At 60.5% G+C, this 19,201-nt stretch carries 24 protein-coding genes; 4 read left to right on the top strand and 20 right to left on the bottom strand.

Going from position 1 to position 19,201, the window contains the following annotated elements; genetic code table 11:
* Window positions 1-3 precede the first annotated feature (3 nt).
* From rdgB to rph, 3 genes are read right to left on the bottom strand one after another with little or no spacing between them, the layout of a single operon-like run.
* Complete coding sequence (rdgB, locus tag FHX09_RS03905; RefSeq protein WP_132591959.1) at window positions 4-642, bottom strand: RdgB/HAM1 family non-canonical purine NTP pyrophosphatase; 639 nt, start codon at window positions 640-642, stop codon at window positions 4-6.
* Between the two features lie 7 nt (window positions 643-649).
* Entirely contained in the window at window positions 650-1,066 is a 417-nt protein-coding gene (locus FHX09_RS03910) for a VOC family protein (RefSeq protein WP_007799638.1), read from the bottom strand.
* Window positions 1,063-1,782, bottom strand: a complete 720-nt coding sequence (rph, locus tag FHX09_RS03915) for a ribonuclease PH (RefSeq protein ID WP_132591961.1) — start codon at window positions 1,780-1,782, stop codon at window positions 1,063-1,065. Before rph ends, FHX09_RS03910 begins: the two co-directional genes overlap by 4 nt.
* A gap of 176 nt (window positions 1,783-1,958) precedes the next feature.
* Between rph and hrcA the strand changes: the two genes are divergently transcribed.
* Entirely contained in the window at window positions 1,959-3,047 is a 1,089-nt protein-coding gene (gene hrcA, locus FHX09_RS03920; protein ID WP_007799642.1) for a heat-inducible transcriptional repressor HrcA, read from the top strand.
* Between the two features lie 5 nt (window positions 3,048-3,052).
* Here hrcA and FHX09_RS03925 read toward each other — a convergent pair whose 3' ends face one another.
* Window positions 3,053-3,487 (bottom strand): GFA family protein, encoded by a 435-nt coding sequence (locus tag FHX09_RS03925; protein ID WP_007799644.1) that lies wholly within the window; start codon window positions 3,485-3,487, stop codon window positions 3,053-3,055.
* 221 nt (window positions 3,488-3,708) lie between these two features.
* On the opposite strand from FHX09_RS03925, the gene grpE reads away from it, so the two are divergent.
* A complete protein-coding gene (grpE, locus tag FHX09_RS03930; RefSeq protein WP_132591963.1) occupies window positions 3,709-4,341 on the top strand; it encodes a nucleotide exchange factor GrpE in 633 nt (210 codons plus the stop codon).
* A 30-nt stretch (window positions 4,342-4,371) separates the two neighbouring features.
* On the opposite strand, the gene FHX09_RS03935 is transcribed toward grpE, so the two are convergent.
* Window positions 4,372-5,316, bottom strand: a complete 945-nt coding sequence (locus FHX09_RS03935; protein WP_132591965.1) for a nucleoside hydrolase — start codon at window positions 5,314-5,316, stop codon at window positions 4,372-4,374.
* Window positions 5,317-5,575: 259 nt separating this feature from the next.
* Between FHX09_RS03935 and FHX09_RS03940 the strand changes: the two genes are divergently transcribed.
* A complete protein-coding gene (locus tag FHX09_RS03940; protein ID WP_007799649.1) occupies window positions 5,576-6,007 on the top strand; it encodes an Hsp20 family protein in 432 nt (143 codons plus the stop codon).
* A gap of 49 nt (window positions 6,008-6,056) precedes the next feature.
* On the top strand, window positions 6,057-6,314 hold the full coding sequence (locus tag FHX09_RS03945; protein ID WP_007799651.1) for a DUF1150 family protein: 258 nt from the start codon (window positions 6,057-6,059) through the stop codon (window positions 6,312-6,314).
* Between the two features lie 7 nt (window positions 6,315-6,321).
* On the opposite strand, the gene FHX09_RS03950 is transcribed toward FHX09_RS03945, so the two are convergent.
* The 15 genes from FHX09_RS03950 to FHX09_RS04020 form a co-directional block, all read right to left on the bottom strand.
* Window positions 6,322-7,023, bottom strand: coding sequence for a tRNA (guanosine(46)-N(7))-methyltransferase TrmB (locus tag FHX09_RS03950; protein WP_007789372.1), 702 nt, complete (start codon window positions 7,021-7,023; stop codon window positions 6,322-6,324).
* Window positions 7,020-8,273, bottom strand: a complete 1,254-nt coding sequence (metK, locus tag FHX09_RS03955; protein ID WP_007789370.1) for a methionine adenosyltransferase — start codon at window positions 8,271-8,273, stop codon at window positions 7,020-7,022. Before metK ends, FHX09_RS03950 begins: the two co-directional genes overlap by 4 nt.
* A gap of 184 nt (window positions 8,274-8,457) precedes the next feature.
* Window positions 8,458-8,877 carry a helix-turn-helix domain-containing protein gene (locus FHX09_RS03960; protein WP_132591967.1) on the bottom strand — a complete coding sequence of 140 codons (420 nt, stop codon included), beginning with the start codon at window positions 8,875-8,877 and terminating at the stop codon, window positions 8,458-8,460.
* A gap of 151 nt (window positions 8,878-9,028) precedes the next feature.
* Window positions 9,029-10,630 carry an apolipoprotein N-acyltransferase gene (gene lnt / locus FHX09_RS03965; RefSeq protein ID WP_132591969.1) on the bottom strand — a complete coding sequence of 534 codons (1,602 nt, stop codon included), beginning with the start codon at window positions 10,628-10,630 and terminating at the stop codon, window positions 9,029-9,031.
* 77 nt (window positions 10,631-10,707) lie between these two features.
* A complete protein-coding gene (locus FHX09_RS03970; protein WP_007789364.1) occupies window positions 10,708-11,859 on the bottom strand; it encodes a hemolysin family protein in 1,152 nt (383 codons plus the stop codon).
* Window positions 11,856-12,371: an rRNA maturation RNase YbeY gene (ybeY, locus tag FHX09_RS03975; RefSeq protein ID WP_007789362.1), complete on the bottom strand. Its 516-nt coding sequence runs from the start codon at window positions 12,369-12,371 to the stop codon at window positions 11,856-11,858. The genes FHX09_RS03970 and ybeY overlap by 4 nt, the downstream gene beginning before the upstream one ends.
* Window positions 12,371-13,423, bottom strand: a complete 1,053-nt coding sequence (locus tag FHX09_RS03980) for a PhoH family protein (protein WP_132591971.1) — start codon at window positions 13,421-13,423, stop codon at window positions 12,371-12,373. The genes ybeY and FHX09_RS03980 overlap by 1 nt, the downstream gene beginning before the upstream one ends.
* Before the next feature lie 4 nt (window positions 13,424-13,427).
* Entirely contained in the window at window positions 13,428-14,852 is a 1,425-nt protein-coding gene (gene miaB / locus FHX09_RS03985; RefSeq protein ID WP_132591973.1) for a tRNA (N6-isopentenyl adenosine(37)-C2)-methylthiotransferase MiaB, read from the bottom strand.
* Between the two features lie 48 nt (window positions 14,853-14,900).
* A complete protein-coding gene (locus FHX09_RS03990; protein WP_132591975.1) occupies window positions 14,901-15,698 on the bottom strand; it encodes a 1-acyl-sn-glycerol-3-phosphate acyltransferase in 798 nt (265 codons plus the stop codon).
* Window positions 15,699-15,728: 30 nt separating this feature from the next.
* Window positions 15,729-16,157, bottom strand: a complete 429-nt coding sequence (locus FHX09_RS03995; RefSeq protein ID WP_007789354.1) for a Fur family transcriptional regulator — start codon at window positions 16,155-16,157, stop codon at window positions 15,729-15,731.
* Window positions 16,158-16,193: 36 nt separating this feature from the next.
* Complete coding sequence (locus FHX09_RS04000) at window positions 16,194-16,694, bottom strand: N-acetyltransferase (RefSeq protein WP_184449307.1); 501 nt, start codon at window positions 16,692-16,694, stop codon at window positions 16,194-16,196.
* On the bottom strand, window positions 16,691-17,350 hold the full coding sequence (tsaB, locus tag FHX09_RS04005) for a tRNA (adenosine(37)-N6)-threonylcarbamoyltransferase complex dimerization subunit type 1 TsaB (protein ID WP_132591979.1): 660 nt from the start codon (window positions 17,348-17,350) through the stop codon (window positions 16,691-16,693). Before tsaB ends, FHX09_RS04000 begins: the two co-directional genes overlap by 4 nt.
* A 101-nt stretch (window positions 17,351-17,451) precedes the next feature.
* Complete coding sequence (locus tag FHX09_RS04010) at window positions 17,452-18,018, bottom strand: NifU family protein (protein WP_132591981.1); 567 nt, start codon at window positions 18,016-18,018, stop codon at window positions 17,452-17,454.
* 111 nt (window positions 18,019-18,129) lie between these two features.
* On the bottom strand, window positions 18,130-18,621 hold the full coding sequence (locus tag FHX09_RS04015; RefSeq protein ID WP_007789346.1) for a universal stress protein: 492 nt from the start codon (window positions 18,619-18,621) through the stop codon (window positions 18,130-18,132).
* Window positions 18,622-18,701: 80 nt separating this feature from the next.
* Window positions 18,702-19,127: a cupin domain-containing protein gene (locus tag FHX09_RS04020; RefSeq protein ID WP_132591983.1), complete on the bottom strand. Its 426-nt coding sequence runs from the start codon at window positions 19,125-19,127 to the stop codon at window positions 18,702-18,704.
* Between the last annotated feature and the right edge of the window lie 74 nt (window positions 19,128-19,201).

Raw genomic sequence — 19,201 nt, forward strand, 5'->3', positions numbered from 1 at the left:
CCCTTAGGCTTCCAAGCAAGTTTCGACGAAAATCTTGAAGGCGCGGGCGCGGTGCGACAGTGCCTCTGTGTGCTTCCAGCCGTGCTTCTCGTCCGCGCTCATCTCGCCAAAGGTAGTCTCATAGCCGTCGGGTTGAAAGACCGGATCGTAGCCGAAGCCCTGGCTGCCACGCGGCGGCCAGACGACGGTGCCTTCCACTTCTCCGCGGAAGAGCTCCCTATGGCCATCCGGCCAGGCAAGGCAGAGCACGCTGACGAAGCGCGCAGTGCGCTGTTCCGGCCTGGAAGCGCCGGCCTTTTCCAGAGCCGTCTCGACCTTTTCCATCGCCATCGCGAAGTCGCGAGTGCCGTCGGGCTTCTCAGCCCAGTTGGCGGTGTAGACGCCCGGATCGCCGCCGAGCGCATCGACGACAAGGCCGGAATCGTCCGATAGCGCCGGCAGTCCAGCGGCTTCGGCGGAGGCGAGCGCCTTGATCGTCGCGTTTTCCTCAAAGGTGGTGCCGGTTTCGTCAGGCTCCACGAAGTTCAATTCGGCCGCTGACTTTGCCGTGAAACCGAACGGACCGATCAGGTCCTGGATTTCCCGGATCTTCCCGGCATTGTGGCTGGCAACGACGATGGTCTTGGTTTCGAGCTTGCGCATGATTGTCCTATTCGATGCCCCAGATGCGGGCTTCAGCGCATTCGAGGCTGTTGCCCGCCGGATCGCGGAAATAGATCGATCGGCCGCCTTGCGGCCAGGTGACTTCGGATTCGATGGCGACACCTTTGGACTTTAGTCGGGCCGCAATCGCATCGAGATTTCCCCCGGAGACACGAAAACAGGCATGTCCTGCACCGCTTGTGCCGTGCGGTGGCACCTGCAGCGCGGTGGGTAAGGGGGGCTTGATCGTTTCCTTAGCGTTGAAGATCAGCAATACGCCGGTGCCGCAGCGAAAGAAGACATGCCGGTTGCCGCCTCGCGAGATCTTCGAAAGGCCGAGAATGCCCTCGTAGAAGGCTTCGACCTCGTCGAGATCGTCCGCATAGAGCGCCGTCTCCAGCATGCCTTCCAGCATGTCGTTCATCCAGCGATCGCCTGCTTCTGCATCGCGACGAGCTCGGCAATGCCTGTTTTGGCGAGTGTCATCAGCGAGGCGAACTCCTCGTCGGTGAAAGGCGTGCCTTCGGCGGTGCCCTGGATTTCCACAATACCGCCCGCGCCCGTCATCACGAAGTTCGCGTCGGTCTCGGCTGAGGAGTCTTCGAGATAGTCGAGGTCGATCACCGACTGGTTGGCAAAGATGCCGCAGGAGATGGCCGCGACGTGGTCTTTGAGCACGCGCTCGACCTTCAGCATGTTGCGGCTCTCCATCCACTTCAGGCAATCATAGAGCGCAACCCAAGCGCCGGTGATGGATGCTGTGCGCGTTCCGCCGTCCGCTTGGATGACGTCACAGTCGAGCGTGATCTGACGCTCACCGAGTTCTTTGAGGTCGACGACGGCGCGCAGCGAGCGGCCGATCAGGCGCTGGATTTCCTGCGTGCGCCCACCCTGCTTGCCGGATGCGGCCTCGCGCTTCATGCGCTCGCCGGTGGCGCGCGGCAGCATGCCGTATTCGGCCGTGACCCAACCCTTGCCGGTATTGCGCAGCCATGCCGGCGGCTTCTCCTCGACGCTCGCCGTGCACAACACATGCGTATCGCCAAACTTCACCAGACAGGAGCCTTCCGCGTGCTTGGAGAAATTGCGCTCGAAAGAGACCTTGCGCATCTGGTCGGTTTTTCTGCCTGAGGGCCGCATACTATTCTCCTAATCATGATGCCGAAGACGCGAGTGGTTTTCGGTTAGATCGTGCGTGCTTATGTTGTTGAGAGCTTCTACGATTGGCAGCGCCTATTTGCAATTTCCCTTTTGCCGCTGCGGGGAGATTGGCTATATTTTGTCGGATCATCGTCAGCACGGGTACGCAAGGTTTCATGGAGTTCAGATCGACGTCGGTTTCAGATGCAGTGGCTGCGCTGGATGAACGCTCCAAGGAAATCTTTCGCCGCATCGTAGAGGGCTATCTGGAGACGGGTGAACCGCTCGGCTCCCGCAACCTGTCGCGCATCCTGCCGATGTCGCTGTCGCCAGCTTCCGTGCGCAACGTGATGAGCGATCTGGAGGAACTTGGCCTCATCTACTCGCCGCATGTCAGTGCCGGCCGCCTGCCGACACAGATCGGCTTGCGCTTCTTTGTCGACGCCTTCATGCAGGTCGGCGATCTCTCGGCCGAGGATCGCGCCAACATCGATCGCCAGGTGCGTGCCGAAAGCCGCGACAACCCGATGGAATTGATGATGAATGAGGCTAGCCGCATGCTTTCGGGCATTTCGCGCGGCGCCGGCCTTGTTATCACTTCGAAGAGCGATCCTGTTCTCAAGCATGTCGAATTCATCCGGCTTGAGCCGACGAAGGCGCTTGCGGTTCTTGTCGGTGATCACGACCAGGTGGAAAACCGCATTATCGAGCTTCCGGCAGGCGTCACGTCGTCGCAGTTGACCGAGGCCGCCAATTTTCTCAACGCCCACATGACCGGCCAGACGCTGCCGGAACTGCGCAATGAATTAAGCCGGCTGAAGGACGATGTTCGCCGCGAGCTCGATACGCTGTCGCAGGATCTCGTCGAGCGCGGCATCGCCGTCTGGTCCGGCAGCGCCGACGAGGGCAAGCCGGCCCAGCTCATCATCCGCGGCCGCGCCAATCTGCTCGCCGGTCTTGCCGGAGCCGACGATCTCGACCGCCTGCGCATGCTTTTCGACGACCTCGAAAAGAAGGACAGCCTGCTGGAGCTTCTCAATCTCGCAGAAAGCGGGCCGGGCGTGCGCATTTTCATCGGCTCGGAAAACAAACTCTTCTCGCTTTCCGGCTCCTCGTTGATCGTCGCGCCCTATCGTGATGATGACGACCGTATCGTTGGCGCCGTCGGCGTGATTGGGCCCACGCGGCTCAACTACTCGCGCATCGTCCCGATGGTCGATTACACCGCTCAGCTGATGACGCGATTGTCACGCGGCGCAAAGTAGGGCAACTACTCCGGCAGCATGTCGCCCGAGCCGCCCATCTCAGCAGGCATGTCTCTGTATTTCGGCAGGCCGTCACGGATAGGCAGCACGCTTTCCTGATAGTTCATGTGCAACGCCGGAGCGTAATCGAGATCGGGCAGAAGTGCCGCGTAAACGTTGGTGACGCCCCAGGTGGGGTGGTCGGTGTAGAGATGCCCACCGCACAGCTCGCAGAATTTCCGCACGCTCGTATCGGACTTCTGGTAGCCTTCCACGTGCTCGCCACCTTTGGTGACGTGGACAGCGTGCCGTTGCCAGAGCGTAAAGGCGTTGACCGGTCCTGCCGACCAATGCCGACAGGAGGCACAGTGGCAGTAGCCCATAGCCACCGGTTCGCCGGTAGCAACAATCTCCACGGCGCCGCAGAAGCAGCGCCCGGAATAGCTTTTCTGATCGCTCATGGTAGCAGCTCCTTGACCCTGGATAAGGCCGAAGCACCAAAGATTTAGATCTGGCTAAAATAAAAGAACTTTAGCGCGAGCAAGTCAAGGCGGCCCTCTCGGTCAACCCTGCATGAGTTGTGCCTTGCATCGCGTGCTTTTCAGTCACGCAGACTTGATTTTTGCCCGTCAAAGCTCGATATCGGGCACATTCTAAAAGACACCAATCACCGGAGAACGTCATGACTGACGAAACGACGAAGAACGGACCTGACACCGCCGCGGCCGAAGCCGCGGCGGACGCCGCCGCAAACGTCGAGAACGAAGCCGCCGCTGAAGCCGCAGCACAGCCCGATCCGCTGGAACTTCTGAAGGTCGAGAATGTAGAGTTGCGCGACCGCTATCTGCGCCTTGCTGCAGAGATGGATAACCTGCGCCGCCGCACTGAGCGGGAAGTCAAGGACGCCAAGACCTATTCAGCGGCTGGCTTTGCCCGCGACATGCTGGCCGTTTCGGATAACCTGCGCCGCGCCATCGACGCGATCCCCGAGGAAGCCAAGGCTGCCGCCGACGCCGGCCTGACAACGCTGATTGAAGGCGTCGAGATGACGGAACGCTCGATGTTATCGGCGCTCGAGCGCCACGGTGTCCGCAAGTTGGAGCCAGTCGGCCAGAAGTTCGATCCGAACTTCCATCAGGCCATGTTCGAAGTGCCGAACCCCGACGTGCCGAACAACACCGTTGTTCAGGTCGTTCAGGCCGGTTACACCATTGGTGAGCGCGTTCTGCGTCCCGCCATGGTCGGCGTCGCCAAGGGAGGCCCGAAGCTCGTCGAACCCGAAACCAATTCGGTCTTCGACCAGAAGGACGCCTGATCTCTCAGGCGCCCGAAAGGCAGTCGAAATTCAGATGCGGGCGAAACGCTCGATCAGCAGATCGAAGAAGCCGTCCGCATCGACATCACGCATGACCTGCGCATTGCGCTTGCGGTCGGTGACGTGCCACCAGTCGACGACGGTCATGCCGGCCGTCAGTTGCGACTTCACCTCGATCTCGACATTGCAGGTCCGGCCCTTGAAAAGATCAGGCTTCAAGAGGTAGGCGACGACTGTCGGATCGTGCAGCGGGCCGCCGTCCGAACCATACTTCTCGACATCGAAACGTTCGAAGAATTCCAGCATCTCGACCATGGCAATGGCCGGGCGCGTGCCGAGATCGGCCATGCGCTTGACGCGGTCCTTGCGGGTCAGAAGCTTGTGCGTGACGTCGAGCGGCATCATAACGATCGGAACGCCGGAGCGGAAGACGATGTCGGCTGCCTCGGGGTCCACGTAGATGTTGAACTCGGCGGCCGGCGTAATATTCCCGCCCTCGAAGAAGCCGCCGCCCATCATCACCAGTTCGCGGATGCGCGGGATGATGTCGGGCGCCTTCTGGAAGGCCAAGCCGATGTTGGTCAGTGGCCCAAGCGTGCACAGCGTCACCGTGCCTTCAGGCTCGCTGCGCAGCGTCTGGATGATGAAATCAACGGCGTGCTGTGCCTGCAGCGGCATATCAGGCTCGTCGAGAACAGGGCCATCGAGACCGGTCTTGCCGTGCACATGTTCTGCCGTCACCAGCTTGCGCGCGATCGGCTTGTCGGCGCCGGCAAAGACCTTCGTATCGGTGCGGCCACAGAGTTCGCAGACGATGCGCGCGTTGCGGCTCGTATAGGATAGTGGCACATTGCCAGCGACCGTGGTGATCCCAAGTACTTCGAGCTCTTCCGGGCTGCCAAAGGCCAGCATGATGGCGGCTGCGTCGTCCTGACCGGGGTCGGTATCGATGATGATCTTTCTAGGGTCTGCCATTCCGATCGTTCCATCCTCGTGGTGCGCGGCTTCGTGGCATGCACCGTTTGTTTATATTCCCGTCGCAAATCGGCGCAGCCAGCACGGGCAGATTTTGATGCGAGGCGGCGCTTGCTTTGTCAAGGTCGGACGTGCGGGCTTTCCGGCAACGAGTGCGGACATCCGCCTTGCGCTCGCCTCCAGCAATTCCCATATTGACGGCATCCGGATGCTGTCTTTCAGGTCCGGCAAGGTCGCTTGAATCAAGGACTTGAAGACAATGAGCCGGATTACGCCTTTCGCGAGCCCTTTGCTCTTGGGCTTTGACGCCATGGAAAAGACGCTTGAGCGCCTTTCCAAGGCCAGCGATGGATACCCCCCCTACAATATCGAGCGCGTCGCCGCCGATCGCGCCTCCGGCGATCCCGAAAGGTTGCGCATAACCCTTGCCGTGGCCGGGTTTAGCGAAGAAGAACTAGACGTGTCGGTTGAGGAAAATCAGCTTTCGATCCGTGGTCGCCAGGTCGATCAAGGCGAGCGTGATTACCTTTATCGCGGCATCGCCGCGCGCCAGTTCCAGCGGACTTTCGTTCTGGCCGACGGGATGCAGGTTTTGGGCGCTTGCCTCAAGAACGGATTGCTCTCGGTCGATCTCATCCGCCCGGAGCCGAGCCGTATGGTGAAGAAAATTAACATTTCGGTCTCACAGTAGGACAACGGCGCAAGTTGAGCCGTTGGTCCCTTCTCTTGGAGGTACAGGAATGTTGATGAAAGAAGCCAATTCGCACCTGACCAAAACCGAACTTGCCGGCATCGGCAACGGCGAGGTCGCCTACATCCGCAAAATGCGCAACGAAGAAGTTGCCAAGTGCTTTCCGGAAGCGCCGGACATCGATCCGAGCGTTGACCTGTGGGCGCTATTCGGCGCCGACGGCACGCCGATCCTGTTGACGGACAACCGCTCCAGCACCTTCTTCAAGGCTGCCGAGGATGAACTGAAAACGGTGAGCCTGCACTAACGCAGGCTCAGACGCGCTTGAATGTCAGATAGGCGGAAGATCTGCCTTCGCGACGTGCCTTGGCCTCGTAGCGTGTGCTCGGCCAACCCTTGTAGGGCGTCAGCCAATCCGCAGCATTCTGGGCCAGCCATTCGAAGCCGCCGTGGTCGCGGCACTTGAGCAGCGTCCAGTTGATGTAAGTGTCGATATCGGATGCGAAGCAGAACAGCCCGCCCGGCTTCAATACGCGGTGGAAGCGGTCGAGATTGGTCTTCGAGACGAAGCGGCGCTTCCAGTGCTTCCGCTTCGGCCACGGATCCGGATAAAGCAGATCGATATGGTCGATCGAGGCATCGGGCAGCCAGTCCAGCAACTGCGTCGCATCGTCGTCGTAGACGCGGACGTTCTTAGCGCTCGCCTTGTCAACGCTCGTCAGCAGCTTCTGCATGGAATTGATGAAAGGCTCGACACCGATAAAGCCGGTGGACGGCATTTCCACGGCGCGATGGATCAGATGCTCGCCGCCGCCGAAGCCGATTTCCAGGCGCAGCCTGTCTGTCGGCACCGGAAAGAGGGTCTTCAGCGGCCCGGGCGGAGCCGCTGAAAGATCAATGAGGAACGCCGGAAGCAGGGTGTTCAGTCGCTCTGCCTGATGTTCGCGCAGAGCCTTTCCCTTGCGACGACCGAAGAAGGCTTCGGTCGCGCGTCCGCGGCGTTCCATGTCGGTCATGCTGCTTCCTTGACCTTGACGGCTTCCTTGAGCGCCTTGACAAGGTCGGTGCGCTCCCAGGAGAACGAGCCGTCGCGGCCAGCCTTGCGGCCGAAGTGGCCGTAGGCCGAGGTCTTGGCGTAGATCGGCTTGTTGAGGTCGAGGTGACGGCGGATGCCGGTCGGCGACAGATCCATGTTCTTGCGGATCGCGGCTTCGACCTGGTCTTCCGTCACGCCCTTGCCGGTGCCGTGCAGGTCGACATAGATCGACAGCGGCTGTGCGACGCCGATCGCATAGGAAAGCTGGATCGTGCAGCGGTCGGCAAGACCAGCAGCAACAACGTTCTTCGCGAGGTAGCGGGCGGCATAGGCGGCCGAGCGGTCGACCTTGGTCGTGTCCTTGCCGGAGAACGCACCACCGCCGTGCGGAGCAGCGCCGCCGTAGGTGTCGACGATGATCTTGCGGCCGGTGAGGCCAGCGTCGCCATCAGGGCCGCCGATCACAAACTTGCCGGTCGGATTGATATACCACACGCAATCGTCGGCAATCGGCAGATCGCCGAGAGCTTCGCGGATATAGGGCTCGACGACGGCGCGAACCTTGTTCGAATCCCAGCTTTCGTCGAGATGCTGGGTGGAGAGAACGATCGACGTGACTTCGGCGGGCTTGCCGTTGACGTAGCGCACCGTCACCTGGCTCTTCGCATCGGGACCAAGCTTTGCGACGTCGCCGTCGCCCTTCTTGCGAGCCGTGGCAAGCAGCTGCAGGATCTTGTGGGAGTAGTAGATCGGCGCCGGCATGAGGTCCGGCGTTTCCTTGCAGGCGTAGCCGAACATGATGCCCTGGTCGCCGGCACCTTCGTCACCCTGCTGGTCGGCGGCATTGTCGACGCCCTGGGCAATGTCGGCGGACTGCGAGTGCAGGAGCACGTCGATCTTCGCCGTCTTCCAGTGGAAGCCGTCCTGCTCGTAGCCGATGTCCTTGATGGCGCGGCGGGCAGCGGCCTTGAACTTTGAAGGGTTGATGACGTCGTTGCCGTTCTTGTCCTTCTTCATCAGGCTCGGCGGCAGGCGCACTTCGCCGGCGATCACGACGCGGTTGGTGGTTGCCAGTGTCTCGCAGGCAATGCGCACGCCCCAGGGGTTGACGCCGGTCTTGGCGGCTTCGCGGTACACCAGATCCACGATCTCGTCGGAGATCCGGTCACACACCTTGTCCGGGTGACCTTCGGCAACTGACTCGCTGGTAAAGAGGTAATTGGCGCGCATTTCGGGATTCCCCTCAAAGAACAAAAGCTGCGTAGTAGGTACTCAGTTCGCATGGGAAAAACAAGCGTAGAAGGACATAAATATATCTTTATATCTACGGCTAAGTGGCAAATTATGCCCAAAAAACGCCAGAAAGCGGCCGTTGCGACCGCTTTCCTGTTTTGCACCAAATTTTGAGTGGCGATTATTCGCTGTCGGCTTCGGCGGCGAGTGCCTTCACCAGTTCGACGACTTTGCGGCGAACCTTGGGATCGGTGATCTTCACGAAGGCGCGGTTGAGTTGAAGCCCTTCGGACGACGAAAGAAAGTCGACCACGTAGTTGGAGCTGGAGGCTTCCGCCATACCGGACAGGCCGGAGGATTGGTCGCCGGGCGCATCTTCGAAGAAGAAGGAAACCGGAACGTTCAAGATGCTGGAGATGTTCTGGAGGCGGCTGGCACCGACGCGGTTGGTGCCTTTTTCGTATTTCTGGATCTGCTGAAACGTGATGCCGAGGCTCTCCCCGAGTTTCTCCTGGCTCATTCCTAGCATTGTTCGACGAAGGCGAATGCGACTGCCAACATGGACGTCGATGGGGTTCGGCCTCTTCTTGTTCTCAATCATGGTCCTGCCCTAACAATAATTTTCAACCTTGTTCAAACCGGCATGCCCAAACCCACCCCAAAACGCCACGTTGCAAAGTCTTGATTAACCACCTTGAAACATACGCTAAGAACGCCGATCCCAACCACTATGCAATTTTAGGGGTTTTCGGTCAATTCTGCTTGAAAACAAAACCAAAACGCGAAACCAGCGCAATTGCAAACAGAAGTATTTCCAGCAACCAGAAGTAAGTTTGGCGTGGGTAGCCCGGATCGCGTTGCGCGCCGAAGCTCTCAATGGTTGCGTCGACGAAGCCCGTTTCATTGAGGCCGAGGCCGGCAATAACCTCGCCGCGGGCGTTCACGATGGCAGAAATACCGCTGTTGCCGTTGCGAATCAGCGGCAAACCGGTCTCCACAGCACGCAACCTGGCCTGCTGAAAGTGCTGATACGGGCCGGGGGTTGCGCCGAACCAGGCATCATTGGTGACATTGAGGATGGCATTGGCCGCGCCAAGGTCGCCTGTCATCTCGTCGGGGAAAATGATCTCGTAGCAGACGAGCGGATAGAAGTTGATCCCCGTCGGCAAGGTCAGCAGTCGGCGCGTGGCGGCGGCCGAGAAGCCGCCCGGCATCTCGACCACGTTCTGGATGCCGAAATCGTCGAGGACGCTCTCGAATGGTACGTATTCACCGAACGGCACGAGATGCACCTTGTCGGCGGCTCCGGTGATCTGGCCACGGCCGTCGATGACGTAGATCGAATTGTAGTAGCGGGGCGGATTGCCGGGACCGGTGTCTTCCGCCCGAACGGCGCCAGCGATCAGGATCTGATTGTCGTCGAAGGTGTCGGCGATCCGACTGAGCGCGTCCTGATTGTCGGTCAGGATGAAGGGAATGGCCGTTTCCGGCCAGACGATGATGTCGGGCTTCCGGCCGCCGTCCTTCGGTGGCTCGACGGAGAGCTTCAGGTGTTTCTCGAAGATTGCCGCGCGGTCGGCGTCATTGTCCATCTTCGCCGTCTGTTCGATCATCGGCTGAACGAGGCGAATGACCGGGCTGTTGGAATCCGGTGCTGGCGCAGGTTGCAGGCCATAGAGGATATAGGCGCCGTAACCGACATGCGCTGTAAAAAGCAGGGCTGCCAGTGAGAGGCCGAGCTTCGCGCCCTGGCGGGTGCCGAGGAGCGCGGGAGCGGCGAAGGTGAAGACCGAGAGCGAGGTGATGCCCATGATACCGATGACGTGCGCCGATTGCATCATGAGCGGCACGGGCGTCATACCGTAGCCGACAGCGTTCCAGGGAAAGCCGGTGAAAAGTACGCTCCTCAGCCACTCGAGCAATCCGAAGCTCGCCGCAAGCGCCGCAATCCGCCCCATGCCATCGGACCACATGGTTCGCGCCAGCGCGGCAGCAACGCCGTAGAAGATGGCGAGCACAGCAGGCAGGCCGAAGATTGCCAGCGGCAGCGCCCAGGCGAAGGCCTCGGCATCGATCATCAAAGCATGGCCGAGCCACCAGAGGCCGGCGACGAAATAGCCGAAGCCGAAGAGCCAGCCGACGGCGAAGGAAGGCCACAGTCGGCCGATGAGGCCGCTTTCGGGAGCGGCGGCCGAGCCATCGATCAGCCAGACGAGCAGTGTGAACGACACGAACATGGCGGCAAAGAAGCCGAATGGAGGTAGGGCCAGAACGCCGATGGCGCCTGCGAGGACGGCCAGTGCAACCCTCTTGAACCCCCAGGCCAGGATAACCCTGTCTGCAAGCCGCTCCATGCACACTCCCATCACGCTGCGAATCAACCCGACCGCAGTCTTTCAAAAAAGCCACCGTTTGTCGTGGTTTGCGGCAATCAGTTTGTTGTGGGAGCGTCCGTTTGCCGCTCTTCGCCATGATCCGAACCTGGTGCGCCGTCACCGTCGATCTTGACGCGGCGGCGGATCGCCTGGCGCTTGCGGGTGATCCTCACGCGCTTGATCCGGCGCGGATCGGCATCCAGAATATGGAATTCGAAGCCGGGCAGCGCCTGTACCACCTCGCCGCGCACGGGAATGCGCCCGAGTTCGGAGAAGATCAGGCCCCCCAGCGTGTCCACTTCATCCACCTGCTCGGTGATGTCGAAGTCCGGTCCGATCGCTTCTGCGATCTCTTCCAGTTCGACACGGGCGTCCGCGACGAAGACGTCTTCGGACACACGCTTGAACATGACTTCGTCGTCGTCGTGCTCGTCGTCGATGTCACCGACAACCATCTCGACGATATCCTCGTGCGATGCCAATCCATCAGTGCCGCCGTATTCGTCGATGACGAGCGCCATCTGCGTGCGGTTCACCTGCATGCGGCGAAGGAGATCCGAAGCAAGCATCGACGGCGGAACGAACAGGATCTTGCGGATGATGCCGGCCTCCGAAAGCGTCTTCTGCAGGTCGACGCGGCTGAGGTCGAAATTCGGCTTGGCGACGCGCGTCGGCTTTTGCAGGTGTTCGGGGGAAACCTCGACCAGAGGCTCTGCCGGCTTGAGCGTCTTGGTGCTGCCGCGGCGCTTGTTGCGCGCCTGCTTGGCGATGTAGGACAGGAGATCACGGATATGCACCATGCCGCGCGGGTCGTCGAGCGTATCCGCGTAGACCGGCATGCGCGAACGGCCGGATTCCTCGAACAGGATCATCAGTTCGCCGATGGTGATGTTCTGATCGACGGCCTCGATATCGGCGCGGGGCACCATGACGTCGGCGACACGCACTTCGCGGAAGCGAAGGATATTGTGCAGCATCGCCCGTTCGTCGGGCGAAAAGACGTCGCCGTCAGCTGCGTCGGTCATCAGCGCATCCGCGATGTCCTCGCGAAGGCGCGAGCCCTGTTGTGGTCTCAGGATGCGCGCCGCGCGCGACCAGAAGGATTGGGATCGTCCGGACTGCCTACTACTACTGCCACCCTCGTCAGAGGAGGATGATTGGTCGGCGTCCTTGGCCTCGGCGGCCGGTCTCGTCGTAAAGTCGCTCATGGTTCCATTTTAAGGTCTTGACCCTCGTATGGGTCAGATAGGCCGAGTACCGCCAAAATGCGAGTCTCAAGCCCCTCCATTATCTCGGCTTCAGCGTTATTATTATGATCGTAGCCGAAGAGATGCAAGAAACCATGCACCATCAGATGCGTTAGATGGTCGTCAAAGCTCTTCTCGAGCTCGATTGCCTCCCGCTCCACGGTCTCTCTTGCGATGATGATGTCGCCCAGCATCGGGCCTGGCACTTTGCCCGGCTTCACCGGGAAGGCGGGAAACGAAAGTACATTGGTCGGATTGTCCTTGCCGCGCCATTCCGCATTGATGTCCTGGATCGAGGCATCGTCGGTGAAAACCAGCGAGACTTCGGGGACCATCTTGGGAAAAGGCTGCTTCTCACTCTCGCGAAGATAGGTGGCGGCCACTTCCAGTACGCGATCCGCCAATGCATGCAACGCATCTTCGGAGGGCCAATTGTCCTCCTCGATGCTGATCTGGATATCGAGTTCCGCCATCAGCCCTGCTGACTATCCTCTTCGGTATCCGTTGCATAGGTTGAATCATACGCCCTGACGATGCGCCCCACGAGCGGATGGCGCACGACGTCCGTATCCTTGAAGCGGACAATCGAGATGCCTTCGACGCCATTCAGCAGTTGCAGCGCTTCCACGAGGCCGGATTTGACGCCCCGCGGCAAGTCGATCTGGCTTGGGTCGCCGGTGATGATCATCCGCGAATTCTCGCCAAGACGCGTCAGGAACATCTTCATCTGCATCGACGTGGTGTTCTGCGCTTCGTCGAGGATGACGGCGGCATTGGCGAGCGTACGGCCACGCATGAAGGCGAGCGGCGCAATTTCGATGACGCCGGCGGTAATGGCACGATCGACCTTGTCGGCGGGCATCATGTCATAGAGCGCGTCATAGAGCGGACGAAGATAAGGATCGACCTTTTCCTTCATGTCGCCTGGCAGGAAGCCGAGACGTTCGCCAGCTTCGACGGCTGGGCGCGAAAGAATGATCTTCTCAACGACGCCGCGTTCCAGCAGTTGAGCGGCGTGGGCGACGGCGAGATAGGTCTTGCCGGTGCCGGCCGGACCGCAGCCGAATACGAGTTCAGCGCGCTCCAGTGCCCGGAGATAGGCATCCTGCGTCGGCGTGCGGGCGATGATGGTCTTCTTGCGCGTGGAAACCTGGGCCATCGTCAGCTTGGCCTTTTTCTCCATCGTCGGCAGGCTAAGCTGATCGTCGGCGGCCACCGCCATACGGATCGCGCCCTCAACATCGGAACGTTCGACGCTGCCGCCTTTCTGGAGTTTCTCATAGAGATAGTCGAGCGTACGCCGCGCCTGGTTGGTGGCGACGATGTCTCCAGAAATAACGACGGAATTGCCCCGCGCTCGAGCGTCGATATGCAGGCGCTCTTCAAGGAGCTTGAGGTTCTGGTCGAACTGGCCGAACAGTTCACTGGCGAACCGATTGTTCTCGAACGTCAGAATAAAGTGATTGGCGTCGCTCGCAATGCGTGGGTGGCGCGGTGAAGAAGAAACCAATTCTTGTCCGTTCAAGCGGTCAGGCTCCTTGGGTTAGACCTCCAGCCTCTGCAATCTCGGCAAACAGGCTGTTGGTTCCAGTTCCGGTGATTCGCACATTAATAATGTCACCGATTTGCAATTCTTTTGCATCAACATTCACCGACTGAAGCCAGGGTGAACGCCCGATAAGTTGTTGAGACATGCGACCGGGCTTCTCAAGCAACAGTTCGATGATTTTCCCGACACAGGATTCGGCAAATTCCTGCTGCTGCTTCAGGAGAAGCGCCTGCAGGCGTTCCAGCCGTTCTGCCTTGATCTCTTCCGGCACCTGGTCCTTCAGTTCCGCACCGGGCGTGCCCGGCCGTGTCGAGTACTTGAAGGAGAAGGCCTGCGCATATCGCACCTCCTCCACCAGACGCAGTGTATCGTCAAAATCCCGGTCTGTCTCCCCCGGAAAGCCGACGATGAAGTCGCCGGAAAGCGCGATATCAGGGCGGGCAGTGCGAATGCGCTCGACCAGCGTCAGATACTCGGCAGCCGTATGGCGCCGGTTCATCGCCTTCAGGATGCGGTCGGAGCCGGCCTGCACCGGCAAATGCAGGTACGGCATCAGCGCGCGCAGATCCCGATGCGCCTCGATCAGGCGATCGTCCATGTCACGCGGATGGCTGGTGGTGTAGCGCAGACGTGCAAGCCCGGGAATTTCGGCCAGCCGATAGAGCAGATCACCGAGGGTCCATTCCTGACCATTGGCGCCGACACCATGCCAGGCGTTGACGTTCTGGCCGAGCAGCGTGATCTCGCGCACGCCGCCTTCGACGAGCTTCTGCGCTTCCTCGACGATCTGACTGACCGACCGCGACACTTCCGAACCGCGCGTATAGGGCACGACACAGAAGGTGCAGAACTTGTCGCAACCTTCCTGAACGGTGAGGAAGGAGGTTACGCCGCGCGAGCGGATTTTCTTGCTTTCGGCGATCGGCAGATGGTCGAACTTGTCTTCGAGCGCATATTCGGTATCGACGATGCGCTGCCCTTCCTTCGCCTTGCGTAGCGCTTCCGGCAGGCGATGATAAGTCTGTGGCCCGATCACGACATCGACAGCAGGCGCGCGGCGAAGGATTTCCTCGCCCTCGGCCTGCGCCACGCAGCCGGCAACCCCGATCATGAACTCCCGGCCTTCCTTGTTGCGCTCCTTCTTCATGTCGCGCAGGCGCCCGAGCGCCGAGTAGACCTTTTCGGCTGCCTTCTCGCGGATATGACAGGTATTCAAGAGAACGAGGTCGGCCTCTTCCAGAACCTCCGTCGGCTCGTATCCGTCGCGGGCGAGAGCGTCGCTCATGCGCGTCGAGTCATAGACGTTCATCTGACAGCCATAGGTCTTGATGAATACCTTGCGGCTGTTGGTGCCATCACGGAGATCGGTCTCCGGGGCCGGAAGAAGGGCGCTGTCCTGGGTCATGGCCGGCTATTTAGTGGTTTTTCATGCGCGAGAAAAGGAAATCTTGCCTCAGGCCACTTTGTGGCCGCGCAATGCGGCGCCAAGCATCGTACGGATGCGTCGGGCAATCGTCGCGCTGACTTCCTTGCGGTTGCTGTCGCCGCGATATTCGACCGCCTCGCCGAAACAAACATCCACCTCAAAGGCGCCGCATCGCAGCATGTCCTTCAGGTGCGGGAGCATCTCCACGTCGCCGGGCCAGGAGGCGAGCGGGCGATGATAACGTCCCATTGGCAGACCATAGACACCCGTATAGGCGACCGCGACTGGCTGGATCACGACAGCGCCTGTTGGCGAAGCGGGAACTGCCATGGCAGCAGCGCCGAACAGCGAGGATTTGACCTCCAGAAGTCGGTTCCCATCCGAGGTCGTGCCCTCCGGAAACAATACGACAATCTCGCCGTCCGCCATGCGAGTGGCAATCTCGTTCGCCTGATGGCCGGTTTTGCGCTTTTCCTCGCGCACCACGAAGACGCTCTTCTGCAGCTTCGCCAGCGTGCCGAAGATCGGCCACTCGCGTACCTCGATCTTGGCGATGAAGGCAACGTCGGCGACAGCCGACAACACCATGATGTCCATCCACGACGAATGGTTGGCGCAAAGCATCAAGGGCCTGTGCGTTTCCATCTTGCCATGCACGCGGATGCGGATGCCGAGGCAGAAACAGACGATCCTATGCCAGATGCGGGGCAGCCGGCGCCGCAGCTTCCAGTCGAAGCGGAGCGCCAAAAGCTGCCAGGGCATGAGCAGGATGCTGGCGAAGAGGATGACGATGCCGGCAAGGGCGACGCGCAGCCAGGCGATCAAGACGAAGACTCCGCGCCTGCGATCATGGCCTCAGCGCTCGTCCGGCTTGAGCGGGATGCCATAAAGTTCCAGCCGATGGTCGACCAGCTTGAAGCCGTGTTCGCGGGCGATGCGTTCCTGCAATGCCTCGATCTCGGGCGAGTGAAACTCGATGACGACACCCGACTTGAGGTCGATGAGGTGGTCGTGATGCTCTTCGGGCACCGTCTCGTAGCGCGAGCGGCCGTCTCGGAAGTCGTGGCGCTCGATAATGCCGGCGTCCTCGAACAGTTTCACGGTGCGATAGACCGTGGAGATCGAGATCTTGGCATCGACCTTCACCGAGCGCCGATAGAGTTCTTCCACGTCAGGGTGATCGGCGGATTCTTCGAGAATGCGCGCGATCACCCGGCGCTGCTCGGTCATGCGCATGCCGCGTTCAGCGCAAAGCTCCTCGAGGGTCTTGGCGACGTCAGTCATGGGCTGCCTTCCGATAGTCAACGTTCAAGCAACGGACTAGCGAAGAACGCGCTTCATGACAAGCGCTGTGGAAACCGCGCCGTTGGCATCCTTATAGTATCCCCTGCGTTCGCCGACTTTCTCGAAGCCGAGCTTGCGGTAGAGGCCGAGCGCCGCCGCATTGCCGTCATCGACCTCCAGAAAGATGCTCTCGGCGCCGCGCGCGTGTGCTTCGCGCATCGCGGCCTGCATCAGCCGCCAGCCGAGGCCGGCGCGTGCGACCTTCGTCTGCACGGCGACCGACAGGATTTCCGCCTCGCCAGCGACCTGACGCGCGAGCACGAAGCCCGGCAGCGGCTTCTTGAGAAACGCATTGGTCTGGCGGGCTACGAAGCCGAAGACATTGTCCTGGCTGAGCAGGCTGTAGAACTCGCCGTCGCCCCACGCACGGGCGAAACGTTCACCGTGCAGGGCCGCGACAGCGCGGCAGTCATCGGCATCCATCGCGATGATTTCGAATTCCGGCTTCAGCGTCAAATAGGATTCCAACATGATCATACTCGCGCAATGGCAAACCCGACCTGCGGCTTGGCGTCGGGTCCGCGCAGATAAAGAGGTTTAGGCTTTCCAGCAGATGGATCAGCAGCGGCGCCGAGGCGCGCCACCATGGAAATCGGGAAATGATTGGCGTAATCGCCCGTCGCGTCCGGCTTCAGGAGAGGTGTTGCCGAACCGATGACTTCGCCTTCGAATGTCGCGGCGAATGCCTCCGCTTCCTCGATGTTGACGGCGCGCGCTTCATCAAGCGGCTCGCCGTCGGCATGAAAGGCCTGCAGGTAGATCTCATTTCGCTTGGCGTCCATGGCAGCGAGCACCGGGCGGCCCGGCGTCTTCAGCCGCTGCGCTTCGGCCATCACCGCAAGGGTGGTGACGCCGACCGCCGGAACGCCGAGCGATAGCGCAAAGCCGCGGGCGGCAGCGACCCCGACGCGAATGCCGGTAAACGAGCCTGGACCGACGGTGACGGCAATGCGATCGACAGCCGAAAGCGCCACGCCGGCCTGGTCCAGCGCACGGTCGACAATCCCCATCAGATGCTCAGCATGCCCCTTGCCGATCATGTCCGATGCCTCCCCCAGCATCGTATCCCTGCCGCTGTCATAGAGAGCGGCAGCGCAATCCACACCTGCGGTGTCGAGCGCCAGTATGATCATGGCATCAATTTCCGAATAAAGCGTTCCTGAGTGTCCATACATTCACCCTGCCGCGCTTGCAAATGCTGCGCCAGGACGAGTGCCGGGACAGAGTGTCGTCGTCAGGCGGCGACGACTTCCTCGACTTCCGGAACGAAATGGCGAAGCAGGTTCTGCACGCCATGCTTCAGTGTCGCCGTCGAAGACGGGCAGCCGGAGCACGAGCCCTTCATATTGAGGTAGACCTTGCCATCCTTGAAGCCGCGGAAGGTAATGTCGCCACCATCCTGCGCAACGGCCGGGCGCACGCGGGTATCGAGCAACTCCTTGATCGTGAGAACGATCGACTCGTCGGCTTCGTCAAAGAATTCGCCGCCGGCGTCGAGGTCTTCGGAAAGAACCGATGCATCGCCCATCACAGGCTTGCCCGACATGAAATGTTCCATGATCGAGCCGAGGATTGCTGGCTTCAGATGCTGCCACTCGGCATTGTCCTTAGAGACGGAGATGAAATCGTAGCCGAAATAGACGCCGGTCACGCCCGTAATCTCGAACAGCCGAGCGGCAAGCGGCGAAGCCTGCGCTTCGTCGGCGCTACGGAATTCGGCCGTGCCGCTTTCCATCACGACGCGGCCCGGCAGAAACTTCTGCGTGGCGGGATTCGGCGTGGCTTCGGTCTGAATAAACATCTCGCTCTCCGTGCGGCGGGCAGTGGCCCCAAGCCGTCTTTAGAATTCTTCAAAAGAGAAAATAAGCCGATTGGCAACTCTATTCAAGAGACTGGTACTCAAGAAATCGCTTTATGCGAGAGCATCCAGTTCCTCGTCGGTCAATGTATCAGGCAACACGGTGACGGGGATGGGAAATGTCGCGCCACGCCCGGCGATCGACGACACCAGCGGTCCTGGACCTTCCTTGGCCGAGCTTGCGGCCAGTACCAGGATCGCGATGTCGCGGTCTTCTTCGATGACGGCGTTGATCTGCTCGGTGGCGCTTCCCTCACGGATGACGATTTCCGGGTCGATGCCGATCGTTTCGCGAACCACATGCGCCGCCTTGGCGACCACGGCCTCGGCCTCCTCGCGCGCCTCGGCCCGCATGATCTCCTCCACCCCCAGCCACTGCTGGAAGTCGCCCTCCGGAATGACGTACATCAGCACAAGGCCGCCATTCGAGTTCTTGGCGCGCCGTCCGGCATAGTGGACGGCGCGCGAGCATTCGGGCGTATCGTCAATGACCGCCATGAATTTGCGGCGATGACCTTCGAGCCGGGAGAGTCGTTTTGATACCATGGCGCGGACTCTGACACCTGAACCTGAAAATTTGCAAGCCCTCGTTTTGACCCTTGCAGGGTCCGCTATCCGGGTCTGCGTCAGGCCGGAACCAGTCCATAAAGGCGCATGATTGCCTTCACATGCTCGATATCCGGCTTGCCCTGAACGTTGATGGCCAGAGCCATCTCCTCGAAGTAGCGTCTGCCGATCAAGCCCGGTGTCATGGTGATCAAAGCCTTGGCGGTTTCACCGTGCAGGTTCTCGTGGGTGTGGACATAACCACGCGGGATAAACAGGGTGCCCCCCCGTGCGATCTCGTGTTTGCGCCCGTCCAGCGTCGTCGTCATTGTGCCGGACAATCCGTAGATCACTTCGTCGACGTCGCGGTGATAGTGAGCGGCCGGGACACGTGCCTGAGGCGGGACTGTGAATTCGAACATCACCAGGCTGCCGGCACTCTGATCCTCGTCGATCAGAAGCCGGATCTCCATGGCGCCGATCTGGATGAGGTTGCGATCTCGCATCGAAGCCTCCTGACGGACCGTTCCCAAAAGATTACGCTGCAGGTCCGGGTTCGACAAGTCCGGGGCGACAACCG

Source organism: Rhizobium sp. BK538 (assembly GCF_014197575.1).
In the GTDB taxonomy this organism is placed as follows: Bacteria; Pseudomonadota; Alphaproteobacteria; order Rhizobiales; family Rhizobiaceae; genus Rhizobium.